The organism is Blattabacterium cuenoti (assembly GCF_014251315.1).
Taxonomy (GTDB): domain Bacteria; phylum Bacteroidota; class Bacteroidia; order Flavobacteriales; family Blattabacteriaceae; genus Blattabacterium; species Blattabacterium cuenoti_AJ.
Window position 1 is genome coordinate 201,318 of record NZ_CP059185.1, and the last position, 18,130, is coordinate 219,447.

Annotated in this window: 18 protein-coding genes; 9 read left to right on the forward strand and 9 right to left on the reverse strand. The window is 26.6% G+C overall.

The genetic code is table 11. The annotated features are described in order from the left end of the window. Window positions 1-8: 8 nt before the first annotated feature. Entirely contained in the window at window positions 9-1,076 is a 1,068-nt protein-coding gene (locus H0H74_RS00930) for a branched-chain amino acid aminotransferase (RefSeq protein ID WP_185849388.1), read from the reverse strand. A gap of 92 nt (window positions 1,077-1,168) precedes the next feature. Next, window positions 1,169-3,622, reverse strand: coding sequence for an alpha-ketoacid dehydrogenase subunit alpha/beta (locus H0H74_RS00935; protein WP_185849389.1), 2,454 nt, complete (start codon window positions 3,620-3,622; stop codon window positions 1,169-1,171). Between the two features lie 117 nt (window positions 3,623-3,739). Here H0H74_RS00935 and ndk point away from each other — a divergent pair, with 117 nt between their 5' ends. The 3 genes from ndk to H0H74_RS00950 all read left to right on the forward strand — a co-directional run bounded on the left by ndk (window position 3,740) and on the right by H0H74_RS00950 (window position 5,644). Beyond that, window positions 3,740-4,165 carry a nucleoside-diphosphate kinase gene (gene ndk, locus H0H74_RS00940; RefSeq protein ID WP_238784104.1) on the forward strand — a complete coding sequence of 142 codons (426 nt, stop codon included), beginning with the start codon at window positions 3,740-3,742 and terminating at the stop codon, window positions 4,163-4,165. A 30-nt stretch (window positions 4,166-4,195) separates the two neighbouring features. Next, on the forward strand, window positions 4,196-4,798 hold the full coding sequence (locus H0H74_RS00945; RefSeq protein ID WP_185849391.1) for a LemA family protein: 603 nt from the start codon (window positions 4,196-4,198) through the stop codon (window positions 4,796-4,798). 96 nt (window positions 4,799-4,894) lie between these two features. Further along, entirely contained in the window at window positions 4,895-5,644 is a 750-nt protein-coding gene (locus tag H0H74_RS00950) for a TPM domain-containing protein (protein ID WP_185849392.1), read from the forward strand. 2 nt (window positions 5,645-5,646) lie between these two features. On the opposite strand, the gene H0H74_RS00955 is transcribed toward H0H74_RS00950, so the two are convergent. Next, window positions 5,647-8,304, reverse strand: a complete 2,658-nt coding sequence (locus H0H74_RS00955) for a valine--tRNA ligase (protein ID WP_185849393.1) — start codon at window positions 8,302-8,304, stop codon at window positions 5,647-5,649. A 33-nt stretch (window positions 8,305-8,337) separates the two neighbouring features. Between H0H74_RS00955 and H0H74_RS00960 the strand changes: the two genes are divergently transcribed. Continuing rightward, a complete protein-coding gene (locus tag H0H74_RS00960; RefSeq protein ID WP_185849394.1) occupies window positions 8,338-8,835 on the forward strand; it encodes a dihydrofolate reductase in 498 nt (165 codons plus the stop codon). Here H0H74_RS00960 and H0H74_RS00965 read toward each other — a convergent pair whose 3' ends face one another. Then, window positions 8,836-9,483, reverse strand: a complete 648-nt coding sequence (locus H0H74_RS00965) for a bifunctional nuclease family protein (RefSeq protein WP_185849395.1) — start codon at window positions 9,481-9,483, stop codon at window positions 8,836-8,838. 160 nt (window positions 9,484-9,643) lie between these two features. On the opposite strand from H0H74_RS00965, the gene H0H74_RS00970 reads away from it, so the two are divergent. Both H0H74_RS00970 and H0H74_RS00975 read left to right on the forward strand, forming a co-directional pair. Further along, complete coding sequence (locus H0H74_RS00970; RefSeq protein ID WP_185849396.1) at window positions 9,644-10,306, forward strand: hypothetical protein; 663 nt, start codon at window positions 9,644-9,646, stop codon at window positions 10,304-10,306. A 119-nt stretch (window positions 10,307-10,425) separates the two neighbouring features. Further along, window positions 10,426-11,409 (forward strand): pyruvate dehydrogenase complex E1 component subunit beta, encoded by a 984-nt coding sequence (locus H0H74_RS00975; RefSeq protein ID WP_185849397.1) that lies wholly within the window; start codon window positions 10,426-10,428, stop codon window positions 11,407-11,409. A gap of 6 nt (window positions 11,410-11,415) precedes the next feature. On the opposite strand, the gene metF is transcribed toward H0H74_RS00975, so the two are convergent. Next, on the reverse strand, window positions 11,416-12,378 hold the full coding sequence (metF, locus tag H0H74_RS00980) for a methylenetetrahydrofolate reductase [NAD(P)H] (RefSeq protein ID WP_185849398.1): 963 nt from the start codon (window positions 12,376-12,378) through the stop codon (window positions 11,416-11,418). A 13-nt stretch (window positions 12,379-12,391) separates the two neighbouring features. Beyond that, a complete protein-coding gene (gene serS / locus H0H74_RS00985) occupies window positions 12,392-13,660 on the reverse strand; it encodes a serine--tRNA ligase (RefSeq protein WP_185849399.1) in 1,269 nt (422 codons plus the stop codon). A gap of 106 nt (window positions 13,661-13,766) precedes the next feature. On the opposite strand from serS, the gene rsmA reads away from it, so the two are divergent. The 3 genes from rsmA to H0H74_RS01000 are packed head-to-tail and all read left to right on the forward strand — an operon-like array spanning window position 13,767 to window position 16,020. After that, window positions 13,767-14,540: a 16S rRNA (adenine(1518)-N(6)/adenine(1519)-N(6))-dimethyltransferase RsmA gene (gene rsmA / locus H0H74_RS00990; protein WP_185849495.1), complete on the forward strand. Its 774-nt coding sequence runs from the start codon at window positions 13,767-13,769 to the stop codon at window positions 14,538-14,540. Next, window positions 14,537-15,412 (forward strand): bifunctional 5,10-methylenetetrahydrofolate dehydrogenase/5,10-methenyltetrahydrofolate cyclohydrolase, encoded by an 876-nt coding sequence (locus H0H74_RS00995; protein WP_185849400.1) that lies wholly within the window; start codon window positions 14,537-14,539, stop codon window positions 15,410-15,412. Before rsmA ends, H0H74_RS00995 begins: the two co-directional genes overlap by 4 nt. Next, complete coding sequence (locus tag H0H74_RS01000) at window positions 15,409-16,020, forward strand: 7-carboxy-7-deazaguanine synthase QueE (RefSeq protein ID WP_185849401.1); 612 nt, start codon at window positions 15,409-15,411, stop codon at window positions 16,018-16,020. Before H0H74_RS00995 ends, H0H74_RS01000 begins: the two co-directional genes overlap by 4 nt. Window position 16,021: 1 nt before the next feature. Here the strand turns inward: H0H74_RS01000 and hisIE are convergent, their stop codons facing one another. Genes hisIE through hisA form a run of 3 tightly spaced genes read right to left on the reverse strand, consistent with a single transcriptional unit; the run spans window position 16,022 to window position 18,128 of the window. Further along, complete coding sequence (gene hisIE / locus H0H74_RS01005; RefSeq protein ID WP_185849402.1) at window positions 16,022-16,606, reverse strand: bifunctional phosphoribosyl-AMP cyclohydrolase/phosphoribosyl-ATP diphosphatase HisIE; 585 nt, start codon at window positions 16,604-16,606, stop codon at window positions 16,022-16,024. Between the two features lie 23 nt (window positions 16,607-16,629). Then, window positions 16,630-17,388, reverse strand: a complete 759-nt coding sequence (gene hisF, locus H0H74_RS01010; RefSeq protein WP_185849403.1) for an imidazole glycerol phosphate synthase subunit HisF — start codon at window positions 17,386-17,388, stop codon at window positions 16,630-16,632. 2 nt (window positions 17,389-17,390) lie between these two features. Beyond that, complete coding sequence (gene hisA / locus H0H74_RS01015) at window positions 17,391-18,128, reverse strand: 1-(5-phosphoribosyl)-5-[(5-phosphoribosylamino)methylideneamino]imidazole-4-carboxamide isomerase (protein ID WP_185849496.1); 738 nt, start codon at window positions 18,126-18,128, stop codon at window positions 17,391-17,393. Between the last annotated feature and the right edge of the window lie 2 nt (window positions 18,129-18,130).

Below are 18,130 nucleotides of genomic sequence, written 5' to 3' on the forward strand. Positions count from 1 at the left end.
AACGATTTTTACAAATATCTTTTTAATTGAACTCTCCATCCAAAAGGATCTTCTGATCGATTATGTTGTATATCTAATAATTTCTTCTTTAAAGAATAAGATATTCTTTTTTTTTCTGTAATTTCCGGTAAAAAAAAATCATTACCTTTATAACTAATTGTTTTAAAATGATTTATAACAGCTGCGGTTCCACAACCAAAAGCTTCTTTCAATTCACCAGTTTTAAACCCTTCTATGATTTCTGAAACACTTAAATTTCGTTCTTCTACGAAGAAACCTTCTTTTTTAGCTAAAGAAAGAATACTTTTACAGGTAATTCCACTTAATATGTTTTCATTCGCTTTTGGCGTTATAAGTTTATTTTTTAAGTAAAAAAAAACATTCATCGTACCGGATTCTTCTATCATTGTATGAGTAGAAGAATCTGTCCATAAGATTTGATCAAATCCTTCTTCGTTAGCTAGTCTAGTAGGGTAAAAAGAAGAAGCATAATTCCCAGCAGCTTTAGTAAAACCAACTCCTCCTGATGCGGAACGACTATATTTTTCTTCTATTTTAATTTTTAAAGAATGTTTATAATAGGCATCTGCAGGAGTAGATATAATCATAAACATGTAATCTTTAGAAGGTTTAGCTGACAAAACTCCATTAGTTGCAATTATAAAAGGGCGAATATATAAAGATTGTCCATAATTTTTTGGGATCCAATCCCTGTCTATATCTATTAATTTTTTTAATCCATTCATAAAAACATTTTCTGGAATCATCGGCATTTCCAAACGAGCAGCAGATCTATTTATTCTCTTAAAGTTTTCTTCTGGACGAAATAAAAAAACTTCTTCATTTTTATCTTTATAAGCTTTCATACCTTCAAAAACAGCTTGTCCATAATGAAAAACGAGAGACATAGGGGATAACATTATATTTCCAAAAGGCTTAATGATAGAATTTTTCCATTTTCCATTCTTGAATTCAGAACAAAACATATGATCTGAATATTGATTTCCAAAGAAAATATTGTTAAAATCCATTTTCCCAATCCTAGAATGTAAGGTTTTTTCTATTTCTACTTTCATAAAATTAAAAAACATTAACATTAGTGAAACAAATATAATAATAAATAATTATTTTTTGGTTTTAAAAAAATTATAATAAAATACTGAATTTTCTAACTATCATTCATTATTTCTAATACTTTTTCTACAATATTTTCAACAGAAGGTTTTGAAAAATAATCTCCATCAGATCCATAAGGAGGACGATGTTCTTGAGCTGTTATTGTAACAGGTGGACTGTCTAAATAATAATATCCATTTTGTTCCTCTAATATTTTCTGTAAAATATAAGCAGACGCTCCTCCTGGAACATCTTCATCTATTATCAATAATCTATTGGTTTTTTGTAAACTTTTCACAATATTTTTTTGTAAATCAAAAGGTATAAGAGATTGAATATCAATTATTTCAGGTTCTATATTAATCTTACACAACTCTTCTGCTGCTTCATTAACAATTCTCCATGTAGATCCATAAGTAACCATAGTAATATCTTTTCCTTTTCTTGTTCTTTCTACTATTCCAATAGGAGTTCTGAACAAACCCAAATTATTTGGTAATTTTTCTTTTATTCTATATCCATTAAGACATTCAACAACCAAAGCAGGATCATCTCCAGATAATAAAGTATTATAAAATCCAGCCGCTTTTACCATATTTCTTGGAACAAGCACTAAAACTCCTCTTAAATAATTGATAATTCCACCCATTGGAGAACCAGAATGCCATATACCTTCTAAACGATGTCCTCGAGTTCTAATAATAACAGGGGCTTTTTGTCCTCCTTTCGTTCTGTATTGCAAAGAAGCAAGGTCATCACTTATAATTTGTAAAGCGTATAAAATATAGTCTATGTATTGAATTTCAACTATAGGACGAAGCCCTCGCATTGCAAGACCAATTCCTTGACCAATAATAGTGGCCTCACGTATTCCTGTATCGAAAACACGAATTTTTCCATATTTTTTTTGCAAACCTTCTAATCCTTGATTTACATCTCCTATTTTTCCGACATCTTCTCCAAAAATTAAAAGATCAGGATGTAATTCCAACAATTTATCAAAATTTTCTCTTAATACAATTCTTCCATCTACTACCTCAAAGTTAGTCTTGTATACAGGAAAAACTTCTTTTTTTTTGACAGAAGCTTTTTCAGAAACACTATATAAATGTGAAGAGTAATTTTCTTGTTCTTCGTGATATTTTTTTTTAATCCATTCTATCAGACAATCTTTTGTATCAGACTTAACTTCTGATAAAAGATATAATGCTTTTCTAGCAATGCGAAATATTGATTTTTTTGTAGGATAACTTTTATTTGTATTGTGTAATTCTTTAATATATTTTTGAACATATTTGTTTACCCATTTTTTTTCTGTATAAGTATCTTGCATTTTACACAAAAAACTTACAGCTTCATTCTTAATTTTAAGGATAGGTTTTTGAAATGCTTCCCAAGCTTTTTCTTTTTCATTTTCGACATATTCTCTGGCTTCTATATCTATTTTATCCAAAAAGACAGTATTCGCTATTTCACGATAATCTTTTTGATTAATTCTGAATTTAAAATTCAAAATCCAATCTCTAAATTTTTTGATTCCGTCATTATTAATTTCCCATTCTAAACGTTCTTTTGATTTATATCTTTCATGTGAAGAAGAAGTAGAATGTCCTTGAGGTTGAGTTAAATTTGTAACATGGATGATTACGGGAACATGTTCATTACGAGCTATTTGATCTGCTTTAACATATGTTTTTGTAAGATCTATGTAATTAGATCCATTGACACGAATAATTTCTATTCCTTTTTCTTTTTTATTTCTATGAAAACCAGATAAAAGATCGCTAATATTTCGTTTTGAAAATTGGTACTTATTCGGAACAGATATTCCATACTCATCATCCCAAATAGAAAGTATAATCGGAATTTGTAATACTGAAGCAGCATTTAATGTTTCCCAAAATAATCCTTCAGAAATACTAGCGTTTCCAATAGTTCCGAATGCGACTTCATTTCCATTATGAGAAAACATCTTATGTGTTTCTTTTAAATTTTTTAGTTCTTTATAAATTTTAGAAGCCTGAGCTAATCCTAATAATCTAGGCATTTGAGCCGCAGTAGAAGAAATATCTGCACTAGAATTTTTTTGTTTAATAAGATTTTTCCAATTTCCATCCTCATTCAAAAAACGTGTTCCAAAATGAGCGTTCATCATTCTACCAGACGAAACTGGCTCTGCTTTTACATCTGAATGAGCATATAATTGCGAGAAAAAACTTTTTACAGTTAAAACTCCAATAGCCATCATAAATGTTTGATCCCGATAATATCCAGATCTATAATCTCCATTTTTAAAAACTTTTGCCATGGCTAATTGAGGAATTTCTTTTCCATCTCCAAATATTCCAAATTTCGCTCTTCCATTTAGAACTTCTTTACGACCTAAAATGCTAGTTTCACGACTAATTCGTGCTAATTTGTAATCATTTAAAACTATTTTTTTAAATGAATCAAAATCAAAAAAGAAATCCTCATCATCTCCATATTTTTTATTATTATAATTCATAAACTAATCTATCATTTTTTTTATATGTATATGAAAATATAGAAATTTTCATTTATGAATTTCTTTATTTAATTTTAAATATTTTTCAATTGAAATAGAAACTATATGATTAATCATATGTTTGGAAAAATCACTCTTTCTATTATAAAGCCGGATGCGGTGAAAAAAGGATATATTGTCCCTATTTTATCTAAAATAGTTCATTCTGGTTTTCACATTATAGCGTTAAAAATGACCGAACTTTCCAAAACATCAGCTAAAAAATTTTATGCAGAACATAAAAATAAGTTATTTTTCGAATCTTTAATAAAATTTATGTCTTCTGGTCCAATTGTTTCTGTAATCTTACAAAAAGAAAATGCTGTAAAAGATTTTAGAATTTTGATAGGAAATACTAATCCAATACATGCAAAAGAAGGAACTATACGAAATTTATATGCCTCATCTTTAGAAAAAAACGCTATACATGGATCTGATAATAATCAAAACGCTTTTGAAGAAAGTTTGTTTCATTTTTCTAATAGAGAAATTTTTTTTAAATAAAATTTGTAATTAATTAAATTTTTTTCTCGCATGAAAAAAAAATTTTTTATAGCTATTTCTTTCATTTTGATTTTAATATTTATAACTGTATTATGGATAGCTAACACATACAATCAACTAGTTAAACTCAACGAAAGTATTAAAACACAATGGGGTCAAGTAGAAAATGTTTATCAGCGTAGAGTAGACTTAATTCCAAATTTGGTAAATACAGTCAAAGGATCTGCTAATTTTGAAAAAAATACACTGAATCAAATCATAGAAGCAAGAGGTAAAGCTACTTCTATTTCTATAAATAGAAACGATTTAAATCAAGATCAAATAAATAAATTTCAACAAATACAAAATCACTTAAATAATTCTGTCAGTAGATTGCTATTGATTGTGGAAAATTATCCTAATCTTAAGTCAACGCAAAATTTTTATGAATTACAAAATCAATTAGAAGGAACAGAAAACCGAATCAATGTAGAAAGAAATCGTTTCAATGATAAAGTAAACAGTTTCAACACTTATAGAAACCAATTTCCAAAAATTATAATTGCAAACTTTTTTTATCAATTTCAAGAAAAGGGATATTTTCAATCTCAAATAGGATCCAAAAAGTCTCCAATTATAGATTTTTCGAGTTAAATTAATTTTAATTTATATTTTCATTTATGATAATGAAATGAGATAAATAGTAAATCAAAATAGATGGATTAAAAGAAAATCAATTCAAAAACAATCATGAAAAAAATTATTCGATCTATTTTAATTATTTTGATTTTTTTTTGTACAATTTGTTCAAATTTGGTACGGGGACAAATGTATGTCCCTAAAGCTCCAAAAAAAATATATCCTATACAGGATTATGCAGGAGTTTTATCTAAAAAACAAATAGAAAAATTAAATATAAAGCTTATTTCTTATTCTAAAAGAACATCAACAGAAATTTTAGTTCCTATTATTCAGAGTCTTCATGGTGAAGATCCAAATTTATTTGCTTCTCAATGGGGAGAAAAATGGAAAATTGGAAAATTTCATAAAAATAATGGCATAGTCATATTGTTATCCATTTATGATAGAAAAGTATCTATCCAAAACGGATATGGGATAGAACCTTATCTCACCGATTTTTTAACTATGAAGATTATAAAAAAAATGAAACCTATATTAAAAAATAATCTTTATTATCAAGCTATAGATTATGGGACTCAAGAAATATTTCAAATTTTAAAGAAAAAATATCAAAAAAAACAGAGTAATAAAGTTTTTTCTGCATGGAGTTTATTAACTAATATTAGTCTTTTTTTGATTATGTTTTTTTTATTTTATTTCTTTTTTATGAAAAAAACAACAGATGCTTCATTATGCACGTTATTTTTAACAAATTTTTTATTCAGAAATCAAAATTATCGTCATGACCATGATGATAATTTTGACGGATTTGGAGAAGGTGGAAATTTTGGAGGAGGAGGTAGTAGTAGTAGTTGGTAATTTCATCTAATTTTTTTTAGATATTCCAAATGTTTATTGAGTTGAGTGATTTTATTTAATATATCATTCTCTTTTTTTCTTTCTCTCAAAAGTAAACTTTCTGGAACAGAAGTCACATATTTATTGTTATATAAATTTTTTCTAATAATAGACAATAAATTATTAAAATATTGAATTTTATTTTCAATTTTAACAATATCATGATGGTTCGAACAATATTTTTTATGATCTAAGGATAAAAAAAATTGATCTGTATCTAAAAAAAAAGAAAAAAACGGTACATTTTTAGGTTCTTCTAACACAGGAATTATTTTAGCTAAATTAGCTAATTTTAATATAATGGAATCATATTCTTTTTCTTCTTTTTCTTTTTTTCTCATAGAAAACAAAACCAGACTTTTTTGATGAGAAATATAATTCTGATTTCTAATATTTCGTATTTTAGATATTATTTCGATAGTTTTTTCGAAAGAAAGTAAAATATTATAGTCATAAAATTTTTTCTTAGGCCAAGAAGAAATAATTAAAGCTTCTTTGGTGTCTCTTTTTTTAAGAAGATTCCATATTTCTTCTGAAATAAAGGGCATATATGGATGTAATAATTTCAATATTTTTTCAAAAAATTTAATAGTATTTAAATATATTATTTCTGAAACAGATTTATTTCCAGAAATAGGCTTAATAATCTCAAGAAAACAAGAACAAAAATCGTCCCAAATAAATTTATACAAAATCATTAATGATTCATCCAATTTATACTCTTTAAAAGAGTTTTCAAAAATATCCAAAACATAATAAAAACGATTTTTTAACCACTTTACAGCAAGTAAAGAAGAATCAGGAACATCTTTATTTTTTATTATTTTCCAACTTTGGATTAAACGAAAAGCATTCCATATTTTATTAGAAAAATTTCTTCCTTGTAAACATATTTTTTCTTCAAAATGAAAATCTTTTCCTGCACTATTATTAAGCATAAGTACCATACGAACAGCATCCGCCCCATATTGATTAATCAAATCTATGGGATTTGGAGAGTTATTTAATGATTTTGATATTTTATTATTTTTATAATCTCTAACAATTCCAGTAAAATAAACCCTTTTAAAGGGTTTATAATTTTTTAATAAAAAACCAGACATAATCATACGTGCTACCCAAAAAAATAATATATCTGAACCTGTCACTATCTCTTCAGTAGGATAGTAATAATAAATTTCATGATTATGAGGACGATGAATTCCATCAAATACAGATAAAGGTAATAACCAAGAAGAAAACCAAGTATCTAAAACATCCGGATCCTGCCATATTTCATTATGATTTAAATATGGATTTTTACTTTTATCTCTCGCTTTTTCTAATGCTTTTTTTAAATTTTCTGCAACTACAAAATCATTAGGTTTTTTTCCATAATAATAGACAGGAATACGATGTCCCCACCATAATTGTCTAGATATATTCCAATCACGAATTTGACTCATCCATTTTAAATAAGTTTTACAAAATTTTTTAGGATAAAATTGAATATCTCCATTTTTTACAGCTTCTACAGCAGGAATAGATATTTTTTTCATTTTTAAAAACCATTGTAGAGATAGTCTTTGTTCTACTACTGATAAAGTTCGTTCCGAAAAACCGATTTTATGATTAAATTTTTCTATATTTTTTACAACTTCCAACTTTTTGAGTTCTTCAATGATTTCTTTTCTTACTTTAAAACGATCCATCCCTTTATAATGAAGACCTTTTTCATTTAAAGTTGCATTTTCATTGAAAATGTCTATAACCTCTAATTTATGTTTATCTGCTATATTTTTGTCATGTTTATCATGAGCCGGAGTTATTTTTAAACATCCAGTTCCAAAATTAGGATCTACATATGAATCTTGTATAATTGGAATATATCTATTAATTATTGGAATTTTAGCATATTTATCCTTTAAATGATAATAACGATAATCATCTGGATGAAAACAAATAGCTGTATCCCCAAATATAGTTTCAGGACGAGTTGTAGCTACAGTAACGTAATTTTTTTCTCCTTTTATTTGATATTTCAAGTAATAAAGTTTTCCAATATGTTCTTTATAAATAACTTCTTCATCAGAAAGAGTAGTTTTTGCATCTGGATCCCAATTAACGACATGATAATCTCTATATATGTAGCCTTTTTCATACAAATCAATAAAAACTTTTGTGACAGATTGAGATAATTTTGGACTCATCGTAAATTGAGTACGATTCCAATCACATGAACACCCCAATTTTTTAAGTTGATCAAAAATAATGTTTTTATGTTTATTAGACCATTCCATTACATGATACAAAAATTTTTTTCTTCCCATAAAAATCTTGGATAATCCTCTTTTTTTCAATTGATGAACAACTTTAGCCTCCGTAGCAATGGATGCATGATCCGTTCCTGGAATCCAACAAGCATTATATCCTTTCATTCTAGCATATCTAATCAAAACATCTTGAATAGTATTATTCAGCATATGGCCTATATGAAGAACTCCAGTAACATTTGGAGGAGGCATTACTATAGTATAAGGCACCCTATCATCTGGATAAGATGAAAAATAATTCCCTCTCATCCAATAATGATATCTTTTTTTTTCCACGGATTGGGGATCATATTTGATTGGAATATCCATAAATTTAAAAATATAAAAAAAATTGAAATAATCATGAAATTTATCCTGATTGCTGCTGTTTCAAAAAATGGATTTATAGGAAAAAATAACCAATTAATGTGGCATTTACCTAATGATTTAAAACGTTTTAAGGATTTAACTACGGGAGAAACAGTTCTGATGGGAAGAAAAACTTTCGATTCTATTGGAAAAATCCTTCCGGAAAGAAGGAATATTATACTAACAAGAAATAAAATAAACTTTTTATGTTTAGAAAATAATAAAAATATTAAAATTGTTTCTTCTATAAAAGAAATAAAAAATTTAACATACAAAAAAATATTTATCATAGGAGGAGAAAAAACATATGCTTCCACAATTGAAAAAGCACAGATTATAGAACTAACACTCGTTCATGAAAAATTTCATGGAGATGCTAAATTTCCAAAAATAGATCCAAAAAAATGGAAAAAAATATATGAATTTATTTATGAAAAAGACAGACATCATTTATTTAACTACAGTTTTATTAGATTTGAAAGAAAAAAATAATTATTCTCTTCTATCTAATTCTTTTTTTATTCGCGCTGCAAGCTCATAACATTCATTGACTACCGCATGATTTAATAAAGCATTCAAATCTTTTTCTGTCATATTTTCTAAATCTCGTTGGCTTTTTTCTTTAAAAAAAAGAAGACCGCTATTTTCTATTTCTGTTTCAGTAACATCATTTTCTTTTTCTTTGTCAATAGGAAATCCATTTTCAAAATAAATGCCAGCTTTATCAAAAATTTCTCTTGTTGTATAAATAGGAGCTTTAAACCGTACTGCTAAAGCAACAGCATCTGATGTTTTAGAATCTATTTTGTGTTCTTTTTTCTTAATTTTACCTTCTTCTTCTATGTAATCTCCTTCTAATAAGATATAAGAAAAAAATATTCCATTTATTAGTTTATATATAACTACCGCTTTCAATCTAATATGAAATTCTTTTGCAAAAGAAAGAAATAAATCATGCGTGAAAGATCTAGATGGATCTTTTTTTCCTAAAGCATAAGCAATAGACTGAGCTTGTAAACTCTCTATAATAATCGGAAGTTTTATCCTACCAGATTCTTCTTCAAGCAACAAAACATATATTCCAGATTGTATTTGACTTAAAGATATCCCCCGTATAGTTAACTTAATAAATTGATCCATAAGAACATATAAATTTTATAATAAATATATATACTGTACCCAAATATACTAAATAAGGATGTTTTTCTCATTTATTGTTCTATTAATAATATAATAAAATTCTTATTATATGTAATAATTTTTTTTTATATATTTAATAATAATATTAAAAATTTTTATTATGAATACTTCTTTTAGATTTTTGATCCCAACAATTTTTATAGCGTTAGGATTCATTATTTCTTGTAATGATGATATAACTTCTTCAGGTGAAGAAGAACCTGGCGTGAACAAGAATACCAATGTAGAAACCCCTTCTGTTCCTGATCCTCCTTCTATAGCTTCAAACTCTACTCCTTCACAAACTCCTAGCACGACTACAAATACAGATACAAATTCAAATCCTAATAATTCTGAAAACCCTGATGATGAAAACAATAATTTTAATCTAGATGAGATAGACCCAGAAGATCTATCTAGACAAATCAAAGATGCCGAATATAAAATAGAAAAATTAAAAGAAGAGAATATCAAACATTATGACGAATTATCTAGAATGGTAGAATTACAAAAGGAAATTGCGGAAGAAATTAAAAGAAGAAAAATCATCATGAGATCTCTACCTCTAGGAACAAAAGAACAAGAAAAAGCCAAAAAAGATTTTGAAGATGAAAAAAAATTTGGAAAAGAAAAATTAAAAATACTTAAAGATAAAAATATCTTTTTGCATAAATTGTCAAGAACAATATCAGATGCTATGAATGAAAAAGAAATTTTACAAAAAAAACAAGAATTCTTTTTTAGAAAACAAAAGGAAAAAGAAAATAAAAATTCAACTAACTGATTGAATATTTTTTTTTAACGTACAGAACGGAAAAGAAAGCCTGCTTTCTTTTCCGTTGTTTTTTTTATATTTTTATGAATATGAAACTGACCCCTCATTATAAATAATTATATTATGATATGAAAGAAAAGAGTTTTCGTGAAGTTATAGCAGAAGCTATGAGTGAAGAAATGAGAAGAGATGATACTGTTTATCTCATGGGAGAAGAAGTCGCTCAATATAATGGAGCTTACAAAGCTTCTAAAGGAATGCTAGAAGAATTTGGGCCAAAAAGAGTCATTGATACTCCTATATCAGAATTAGGATTTTCTGGAATTGGGGTAGGATCTGCTATGAATGGATGTAGACCGATTATTGAGTTCATGACTTTTAATTTTTCTTTAGTTGCTATGGATCAAATTATTAACAATGCAGCAAAAATACGTTATATGAGTGGAGGACAATGGAATATTCCAATTGTTTTTAGAGGTCCTACTGGATCTGCCGGACAATTAGGTGCCACACATTCTCAATCTTTTGAAAGTTGGTATGCAAGTTGTCCTGGATTAAAAGTAGTTATTCCATGCAATCCTTACGATGCAAAAGGTCTTTTGAAATCCGCTATCAGAGATAATAATCCAGTAATTTTTATGGAATCTGAACAAATGTATGGAGATAAAATGATGATTCCAGATGAAGAATATATTCTACCTATTGGTAAAGCAGATGTAAAAAAAGAAGGAACTGATATTAGTTTAGTATCTTTTGGAAAGATTATGAAAATAGCTTTAAGTGCTGCACATAGATTAGATCAAGAAAATATTAGTGTAGAAGTCATAGATATTCGAACCATACGACCATTAGATTATGAATCTATTCTTTTTTCTGTAAAAAAAACTAATCGTTTAGTAATTTTAGAAGAATCATGGCCTTTTTCATCTATTGCTTCTGAAATTTCATATTTTATACAAAAAAAAGCATTTGATTATCTTGATGCTCCTATTAATAGAGTATCTTTGTTAGATACTCCTGCTCCTTACGCATCTAATTTAGTAAAAACTTGGTTTCCTAATGAAGAGAAAATAATTTATACTATTAAAAAAACTCTTTATTTAAATATTTAAATTTTTTTAATAAATAGCTTGAACAATTTTGTAAATATTTTCTGGTCTATCCATGGTATAATAATGAATCACTTCCACGCCAGAATTTTTTAATTCTTTAGATTGATGAATAGCCCATTCAATCCCAATATGAGATACATTTTTTTTATCTTTCGCTTTTATGACTTCTTTTACTAATTCATCAGGAATATTTAAATAAAAACGAGATGGAAGACTGTTTAATTGTATTTTAGAAGAAATAGGCTTAATTCCAGGTATGATAGGAACAGAAATACCTTTTAATCTACATTTTTTTACAAAAGAAAAAAATTTCTTATTGTCAAAGAACATTTGAGTCACAATATAATCCGCTCCTGCTTCTACTTTTTTTTTAAGAAAAAATAAATCACTTTCTATATTTGGAGCTTCTAAATGTTTTTCTGGATATCCAGCTATTCCAATGCAAAAATCAAATAATGGAGATTCTTTTTGTTCAACAAAAGTTTTATCGAGATAGTTTCCTATATTTAAATCTTTAATTTGTTTTACAAGTTCTATTGCATATTTGTGTCCATCTTTTTGCGCAAGAAAATTTTTTTCAGATTTTAAAGGATCTCCTCTAAGAACTAAAACGTTATCTATTCCCAAAAAATTAAGATCTATTAAAGCATTTTCTGTCATTTGTTTACTAAAACCTCCACAAATTAAATGAGGAACCGCATCCACTCCATATTTATTCATAATAGCAGCACAAATCCCTACAGTTCCTGGACGTCTTGAAATTTTTCTCCTCTGTAAAAGTCCATTATCTTTTTCCACATAAATAAATTCTTCACGATGATAGGTCACATCAATAAAAGGAGGACAAAATTCCATTAATGGATCTAAAGTAGAAAAAATGTCTTTAATATCACGACCTCTTAAAGGAGGTAATATTTCAAAAGAAAATAAACTTTTCTTTGCTTTAACTATATGCTCAGTCACTTTCATAACATAAAAATTTTTACTTAATATGATCAAATTCTGTATAAGGAACTAAAACTTTGGGAATATTAATTTGATTTTCAGTTTGATTATTTTCTAATAAAGTGGCCATAATTCGTGGTAAAGCTAAAGCGCTTCCATTAAGAGTATGACATAATTCTATATTACCTGTAACAGTTTTATATCGAAGGTGTAATCGATTAGATTGAAAATTAGTACAATTTGATATAGAACTTACTTCTAGCCATTTTTTTTGTGCTATAGAATAAACTTCAAAATCATAAGTTATAGCAGAAGAAAATCCAAGATCTGTCCCACTTAAACGAACAAGACGAAAAGGTAAATTTAAAGATTGTAAAATATTTTTTACATGTAAAATCATTTCTTTCAGAGAATAAGAAGAAGAATCTGGTGTAGTAATTTGAATAATTTCCACTTTTTCAAATTGATGCAATCTATTTAATCCTCTAACTTTTGAACCATAAGAGCCGGCTTCTCTTCTGAAGCAAGAAGTGTAAGTAGTTGCTTTAATAGGAAGATCTAAATCTGTAAAGATTCTATCTCTATAACAGTTCATAAGAGGTATTTCTCCAGTAGGAATCAAATAAAAATCATCTTTTTCTATGAAATACATTTGATTTTCTTTATCTGGAATTTGTCCTGTAGCATATCCAGATTTTTCATTAATAAGATAAGGTAAACTATATTCTTTATACGAAGCTTGTATATTTTTGTCTAGAAAGTATTGAATTAAACTTCTTTGTAACTTAGCTCCTTTTCCCATATAAACCGAGAAACCAGGACCACATATTTGTGTTCCTAAATTCGAATCAAATAAACAAAATTTTTTCGATAATTCCCAATGAGGGAGTGGATCTATAACGGAAGAATGAATTTTACCTTCTTGAAAAAGAACATTATTTTTATTAGAATTTTTATCTATTTCTTCATCAGGAATATTAGGAATTTGATTCAGTTTTTTTTCTAAAATTTCAGAAACTTTTTTTAATCGGATATTAATATTCTTTTTTTCTGTTTTTAGAAAAACAGATTTTTCTTTTAAAAATTTGATTTGAGAATCATCATTGCATGAATTTAAAATTTTTCCTATTTTTTTTGAAAAAAAATTTTCTTTTTCCGATATTTTATTTAAAACATTTTGAATTACTTTTTTTTTTTCGTCTAAAATTAATATCTCATTTATTAAATGTAATTTATGAAAATTACGTTTTTCCAATCCCAATAAAACTTTTTCTTTATTTCTTCGTATGAAAGAGATTTGAAGCATATTAAAAACTAACTAAAATCTTATTTTTAATTAATTGCGTTTTTATACACAATAAAATGCACAAGATACAAATAATATTTTTTTTATATTTGCATATATAATGCAAATGCATAAACTTTTTTTTAAAAAAAAATTTGATCAACATTTTTTAAAAGATCATAATATAGCCAAAAAAATTGTTAATCATCTTTCTTTTAAAAATTATAATACAGTAGTAGAGGTTGGACCTGGATTAGGGATCCTTACTCAATATTTGTTAATTAATCCATGTAATCATATTTTTTTAATAGAAATTGATGAAGAATTAATTTCTTTTTTAAAAAAAAATTTTTCCATTTCAAAAAATCGAATTATTCATAGAGATTTTTTGAAATGGAATCCTGAAGAAATGAAATTAAAAAATTTTGCAATTATTGGTAATTTTCCTTATAATATTTCTTCTCAAATATTATTTCATATATTAAAATATAATCAATACATTCCAGAATGCATTGGCATGTTTCAAAAAGAGGTAGCAAAACGAATCACATCTCATAAAGGAAAAAAAACTTATGGAATTTTATCAGTTTTAGTTCAAACATTTTATGATGTGAAATATCTTTTTACTGTAAAAGAAAAGGTGTTTTTTCCAACACCTAATGTACAATCTGCAGTAATTTCTTTAAAAAGAAAGAATGAAACTGTTTACTGTAATAAAAATATGTTGTTTCAATGTGTTAAAGTAGCTTTTAATCAAAGAAGAAAAAAGTTGAAAAATTCTCTACAATTATTCAACCATATTTCAAATTTTAACAGAATTCCATTTTTAGATAAAAGAGCAGAAGAATTATCTGTAAAAGAGTTTCTTCAATTAACAAAAGAAATAGAAATTAGGAAATGACTACTAAATTATTATATGGAAATTTAATAGCTAAAGAAATAAGAAATGAAATATCTAAGATAATAGAAAAAGAAATTTTAAATAAAGATAAACGAATTCCTCATCTTGGAATTATTTTAACAGGAAATAACAGTTCTAGCATAACATATGTTAACAATAAAATTAAAGAATGTAAAAATATTGGAATCAAATATTCTTTAATACATTTACCTATAAATAGTTTGGAAAACGAATTGTTGGAAGAGATCAAAAAAATGAATAAAAATCCACATATAGATGGTTTTATTGTACAGTTTCCTCTGGAAAAAAATATAAATCAAGATAAAATAATTTTATCTATTAATCCTAAAAAAGATGTGGATGGATTTCATCCTGAAAATTTTGGAAAAATGGCTTTGGATATAAAAACTTTTTTTCCTGCTACAGCATTGGGAATATTAACTCTTTTAGAAAGATATAAAATTAAAATATCTGGAAAATATACTGTAATAATTGGGAGAAGTAGAATAGTGGGAAGGCCAATTAGTATACTTATGAGTAGAAAAAGTAATTTTGGTAATAGTACGGTAACACTTACACACAGTAAAACTCCAAATATAGAATATTATACTAAACAAGCTGATATTATTATAGTAGCGGTAGGAATTCCAGGTTTTCTTAAAGGAGAAATGATTAAAAAAGGAGCCATTGTTATAGATGTGGGAATACATAGTAATGAAAAAAAAATACTAGGAGATGTTGATTTCTATAGTGTTTATGGAAAAGCTTCTTATTTAACCCCTGTTCCAGGAGGAGTGGGACCTATGACTCGCGTAATGTTACTTAAAAATACTTTAATGGCAGCATTAAATAACAGACAGAAAGATAAATGAAAGAAATCAGCTATCCTATAAAAGAATCATTTTATTCTATTCAAGGGGAAGGTTATTATTGTGGAATAGCTGCGTATTTCATTCGTTTTGAAGGATGTAATATAAAATGCAATTGGTGCGATACTAAAGAAAGTTGGAATATAAAAAAAAAGGATTTTGTTTCAATTTATGAAATTGTTAGTAAGGTTAACGATCATAAAGTAAAAACTGTTGTAATTACTGGAGGAGAACCCATGATGTGGAATTTATATCCTTTAGTTAAAGAACTAAAAAGGAAAGGATATCGCATTCATATTGAAACTTCAGGATCTTACTTTATAAAAGAAAAATATGTGGATTGGATTACAATTTCTCCTAAAAAAATAAAACTTCCTATACAGGAAAATTACAAAAAAATTAATGAATTGAAAGTCGTTATTTCGGATGAAAATGATTTTCTATTTGCAGAAGAACAAGCGAATTTCATTGAATCTACTAATTGTTTCTTATTTTTACAGCCAGAATGGAATAATATTTTTATAATTATTCCAAAAATAATTTCTTATATTAAAAAAAATCCTAAATGGAGAATATCTCTTCAAATTCATAAAATGTTAAATATTCCTTAGTTTAAGATTTTGAATGTCTATTTTCCAAAATATTAATAACGTTTTGTATTTTTAAACCTTTTTTTTTCAAAAGAATAAGATAATGAAAAAGTAAATCCGCAGATTCATTTAAAAATAAATTTTTGTTATCATCTTTAGATTCAATGATAAGTTCTATTGTTTCTTCTCCTAATTTTTGGGATATTCTGTTAATTCCTTTTTTTGATAATTGATATATATAAGAATTTTCTTGTTTTTTATTAATTTTATGCGATATAATATCTTCTAAATAGAAGAGAAAATTTTTATTGTTCATTTCTTTCCAACATGTATCCGATCCTTTATGACAAGTAGGTCCTGCTGGTTTTGCTTTGATTAATAATGTGTCTTCGTCACAATCTATTAATATATTTTCAATAAAAAGATAATTTTTACTAATTTCTCCTTTAGTCCATAATCTTTTTTTAGATCTGCTATAAAAAGTTACTTTTTTTTCATTAATACTTTTTTGATAAGCTTCTTGATTCATATAACCTAGCATTAACACCTTATCTGTTTTTGAATCTTGAACAATAGCGGGGATTAAACCTTTTTTAAAATCTATCATCTTTTTTTTATATGTTTGTCTTTTTATGTAGTTCTTACAGGAATACAAAGACGATTTAAATAAAATTTTAATTTTGAAATTTCTATTTCTCTATAATGAAATATACTAGCAGCTAAAGCTGCATCTGCTTTTCCTTTTTCAAAAATTTTATAAAAATCTTCTAATTTTCCAGCTCCACCTGAAGCGATAACCGGTGTAGAAATATTTTCGGATATTTTTCTAGTGATATCTAACGCAAATCCATTCTTTGTTCCATCATGATTCATTGAAGTCAATAGTATTTCACCTGCTCCTCTATTTGTTCCTTCCTTGGCCCAATCTAAGGTTTTAGTACGAGTAGAAACCCTTCCTCCATTTAAATAGACCCACCATTCTTTATCTTCATATTTAGTATCAATAGCTAATACAATACATTGACTTCCAAATCTTTTAGAAAGATCCTCTAAAAGATTTGGATTTTTAAAAGCAGCAGTGTTTATAGATATTTTATCTGCTCCCGCATTTAACAAAAGTTCAACATCTTTTTCTTCTTTAATTCCTCCACCAACTGTAAAAGGAATATTTATATGACGGGAAATATCTTTGACTAAGCTAATTAATGTTTTTCGTTTTTCATTTGTAGCTGTTATATCCAAAAATATTAATTCGTCTGCTCCTTGTCTTGTATACCAACAAACTAATTGTATGGGATCTCCAGCGTCTTTTAAATGTTTAAAATTTACTCCTTTGACTGTTCTTCCATTTTTTATATCTAAACAAGGGATAATACGTTTAGCTAACATATTTAATGATTATTATTCTTCTTTTTTTTCCAATTTTTAAGATTGGATAATGATATTTTATTTTCATACACAGCTTTTCCAATAATGACTCCACTGCAACCTAAATCATATAATTTGTCTATATCATTCATATTACTAATTCCTCCACTTGCTATGAATTCAATATTTGGAAATTTTTCAATAATTTTTTTATACAAAAGAAAAGAAGGGCCTGATAAAACTCCATCTTTAGATATATCTGTGCAAAAAATTTTTTTAACACCATGAATGCTTTTTTCTTTCAAAAAATCTAAAAATGGAAGATCAATGAATTTAGTCCATCCGTTAGTTGCTATTTTATTATTTTTTACGTCTACTCCTAATAATATTTTATCTCCACCATAAGTATAAATCCATTTTTTTAAAAGAAAAGGCTTTTGAACAGCAACGGTTCCAATAGTAGCCATATGTGCTCCATTTTCAAATACAGTGCGTATATCCTCTTCAGAATGAATTCCTCCTCCAAAATCTATAATTAAATGTGTATATCTAGCTATTTTTTCTAAAATTTTCCAATGAACTACTTTTCCTTTTTTTGCTCCATCTAAATCTACTAAATGAAGTCTAGATATTCCATGACTTTCCAATAAAAAAGCTACTTCTAATGGGTCTTTATTATAAATTTTTTTTCTTTTAAAATCACCTTGTATTAATCTAACACATTTACCGTCAATCAAATCTATAGCTACTATAATGTCCATTT